The organism is Streptomyces sp. NPDC005566 (assembly GCF_040605575.1).
In the GTDB taxonomy this organism is placed as follows: domain Bacteria; phylum Actinomycetota; class Actinomycetes; order Streptomycetales; family Streptomycetaceae; genus Streptomyces.
Genome location: NZ_JBEXDB010000052.1, coordinates 1 through 4,155 on the forward strand (window position 1 = coordinate 1; position 4,155 = coordinate 4,155).

Consider the following 4,155-nt stretch of genomic DNA (forward strand, 5'->3'; position numbering starts at 1 on the left):
GACGTCGGCCTTGCCCATTTCGACGAACCGGCCGCCGGGTGTGAGCAGGCGTAGTGAGGCGTCCACGAACTCGCCTGCGAGGGAGTTGAGGACGATGTCGACTCCACGGTCGCCTGTCGCGGTCCGGATCTGCTTCTCGAAGGCGAGGTCACGGGAAGACGCGATCCTTGACCGATCGACTCCGTTGGCGGTGACGGCAGGCCATTTGCCGGGGCTGGCGGTGGCGTACACCTCCAGGCCCCAGTGCTGGGCCAGTTGTACCGCGGCCATGCCGACGCCGCCGGCCGCCGCGTGGATCAGCACCGACTCACCGGGCCTGACTTCGGCCAGGTCCTGCAGCCCGTACCAGGCGGTTGCGAACACCAGCGGTACTGCTGCCGCCTGCGCCCACGACCAGCCCTGAGGCACCCGGACCAGTAGAGGGCGGTCGGTGACGGTCTCGGCGGCGAACGCGCCGTCGAAGAAGCCGAACACCCGGTCCCCGACAGCGAGGTCGTCGACGCCGGGACCTACTTCGACGACCACACCGGCCGCTTCCGAACCCATCGTGCCCGGTTCCGGGTACATTCCCAGCCCCAGAAGCACGTCGCGGAAGTTGACACCTGCCGCGCGGACCTCGACCCGTACCTGGCCGGTTTCCAGCTGCAGCGTGTCGGCGGCCTCGATGTGGAGGGATTCCAGCGTGCCGTCCGTCCCGGGCAGCAGGCGCCAGGGGTGGTCCGGCAGCACCAGCCCGCTCCTCACGGCCCGCGCCAGACGGGGCACCAGCAGCGCGCCGTCGCGGATGGCGACCTGCGGCTCGTCGACACCGGCCAACAGGGCCAGATCCACGCCCTCTTCATCGGCGGCCGGGTCCGCGTCGACCAGCACGATTCGGTCCGGGTGCTCCGATTGCGCCGAGCGCACCAGGCCCCACACCGCCGCACCCACCACATCGACCGCAGCGGAAACGGCAGGCATGGCGCCGCGGGTCACCACTGCCAGGCGTGCGTGGTCCGGTCGTTCCTCGCTCAGCCACTCCTGCACACCGTGCAGGACCTCGCCGAGCACCTGCTCCACCGGACCGTCACCGGTCAGCAGTACCGTCCACGCCGGAACCTCCGCCGCTTCGCCGAAATCAGCAGCATCCGGCGGCAGTGCGACCCACTCCACCGCGAACAGCGCGTCATGGCCACGCCCGGCCGACGACAACTGCTCCGTCAGCACCTCACGCGACACCAGAGAGCGGACCACCGCGACGGGCGCACCGGTCCCGTCGGCCGCTTGTAGCGTAATTCCCTCACCCTCAGGGCGGATCGCCACGCGCAGCGTGGTCGCCCCGACCGCGAACACCTCCACACCCGACCACGCGAACGGCAACCGCGGTCCGGCGGCCTCGGTGTCGGTCGCGGTGTCGTCGCCGAGGATGAGGCCTGAGGGGTGGAGTGCGGCGTCGAGCAGGGCGGGATGGATGCCGAATCCGTCAGCCGACTCCTCGATCGTCACCTCGGCGTAGACGCCGGATGTGTCGCGCCAGGCCGCGTGCACGCCCTGGAACGCCGGGCCGTAACCGAAGCCCGCCCCGGCCAACGCCTCGTAGAAGCCGTCGACGTCCACCGCGTCCGCGCCCTGCGGCGGCCACACGCTCAGATCGAAGTCCGCCTCCGAACCGGCTTGCTCGGCCAGCGAACCCGCAGCGTGCAGTACCCACTCGTCCGTGCCCTCGATACGAGCGTGGACGCGGACCGGTCGGTCGCCCGACGGGTCAGGGCTTTCGACGCGGATCTGGATCTGGAGGGCGCCGGTCTCCGGCAGTACCAGGGGTGCCTGCAGGAGCAGCTCCTGTAGGAGACCGCAGTCCACGTCCTGGCCGGCGCGCAGTGCCATTTCCACCAGTGCGGTGCCGGGGACCACGATGCGGTCCAGCACGATGTGGTCGGCCAGCCACGGCTGGGCGTCCACCGACAGGCGGCCGGTGAGGAGCACGCCGTCTCCGTCGGCCAGGGTCACGACGGAGCCCAGCAGCGCGTGCCCGGCGTCCTCGATACCGAGTGCCCCCGCATCCCCGCCGAACCCGCCCGGCTGCGGCCAGTACCGCTCACGCTGGAACGCATACGTCGGCAGATCGACCACCCGTCCGCCCCAGCCGGCGAAGACGGCGGTCCAGTCGATGTCGGTGCCTGTGGCCCAGAGGCGGCTGATCGCGGTGAGGGCGGTGTCGGTCTCGTCGTGGTCCTTGCGCAGGAGGGGGATGAAGTCGGCGTCGGTGGCGGTGTCCTGGGCCATGGCCGACAGGACGCCGTCCGGGCCGAGTTCCACGTACCGCGTCACGCCCATCGCGTCGAGGGCCGTGACGCCGTCGGCGAAGCGCACCGCCTGCCGCACCTGTCTCAGCCAGTACTCGGGCTCCTGCATCAGTCCGGGTTCGGCGATCGCGCCCGTCAGGTTCGAGACGACCGGGATTTCCGCCGGATGGAGCGTCAACCCGTCCAGGACGTCGGCGAACTCCTTCAGCATCGGTTCCATCAGGGCGGAGTGGAACGCGTGCGACACCGGCAGGACGTTGAACCTGCGGCCTTGGTCAGCGCATGCGGCGGCGAAGCGGTTGATCGCATCGAGTTCACCCGACAGCACCACGGAGTGGGGTCCGTTGATGGCGGCGATGTCGAGGCCGGAGTCGGCGATGTCGGCTTCGGTGGCCTGGACGGCGAGCATGCCGCCGCCTTCGGGCAGGGCTTGCATGAGGCGGCCGCGTTCGGCGACGAGGACGCAGGCGTCGTCCAGGTCGAGGATTCCCGCGATGTGTGCGGCGGTGATCTCGCCCAGGGAGTGGCCCAGGAGCACGTCGGGGGTGACGCCCCAGGATTCGACGAGCCGGAACAAGGCGACTTCGAGGGCGAAGAGCCCGGCCTGGGCCCACATGGTGTGGTCGAGGTCGGTGCCATCGGTGAGGACGTCGCGCAGCGGACGTTCCAGCCGGACGTCGAGTCGTGCGCATACGGCGTCGAAGGCCTCGGCGAACACCGGGAACGCGGCATACAGTTCCAGCCCCATGGCGGGGCGTTGCGAGCCTTGGCCGGTGAACAGGAACGCGGTCCGGCCCTCTCGCGCGATACCGGTGGCGAGTGTCGTGTCCCCGGTCAGCACCGCGCGGTGATCCAGTGTGGCGCGGGTGGTCGCGAGCGACAAGGCCACGTCGAGGGTGCCGAGGTGGGGTCGGTCGGTGACGAACGACCGGAGGCGTTCGATCTGGGCCTGCAGCGCGGGCTCGGATTTCGCCGAGACCATCCACGGCACGAGGCTTGGTGTCTGTCGTGTCGCAGGAGTCGACTGGGGTTGTGGGTCGGGGGCTTGTTCGAGGATGACGTGGGCGTTGGTGCCGCTGATGCCGAAGGAGGAGACGGCGGCGCGGCGGGGCCGGTCATCGGTCTCAGGCCAGGCGCGTGCTTCGGTGAGGAGTTCCACCGCGCCCGCGGACCAGTCGACCTGGGCGGTGGGGGCGTCGACGTGGAGGGTGGCGGGCATGAGGCCGTGGCGCATGGCCATGATCATTTTGATGATGCCCGCGACGCCGGCGGCGGCCTGGGTGTGGCCGATGTTGGACTTGATGGAGCCGAGCCAGAGGGGTTCGTGGTTGTCGCCACGGTTCTGGCCGTAGGTGGCCAGGAGTGCCTGGGCCTCGATCGGGTCACCCAGACGTGTTCCCGTCCCGTGGGCTTCGACGACGTCGACGTCGGCAGTCGTCAGGTGGGCGTTGGTGAGTGCCTGGTGGATGACGCGCTGCTGGGAGGGGCCGTTGGGGGCGGTGAGGCCGTTGCTCGCACCGTCCTGATTGACGGCGCTGCCCCGCATCACCGCGAGGATGTGGTGGTTGTTGCGGCGGGCGTCCGACAGCCGTTCGACCAGCAGCAGGCCGACGCCTTCGGCCCAGCCGGTCCCGTCGGCCGCAGACGCGAACGACTTGCACCGGCCGTCCGAGGCGAGGCCGTCCTGACGGTCGAACTCGGCGAACGCACCCGGGGAGACCATCACGGTCACACCCCCGGCGAGCGCCAGGTCGCATTCACCGATCCGCAGCGCTTGGGCGGCCAGGTGCAGTGCGACCAGGGACGACGAGCAGGCGGTGTCCACCGTCATCGCCGGACCTTCGAGCCCGAAGGTGTAGGCGAGGCGGCC

Annotated in this window: 1 protein-coding gene; it reads right to left on the reverse strand. The window is 70.3% G+C overall.

Going from position 1 to position 4,155, the window contains the following annotated elements; all coding sequences use genetic code 11:
* Positions 1-4,116: acyltransferase domain-containing protein (locus ABZS61_RS34600; protein WP_356430433.1), on the reverse strand; the 4,116-nt coding region annotated here is incomplete at its 3' end.
* Between the last annotated feature and the right edge of the window lie 39 nt (positions 4,117-4,155).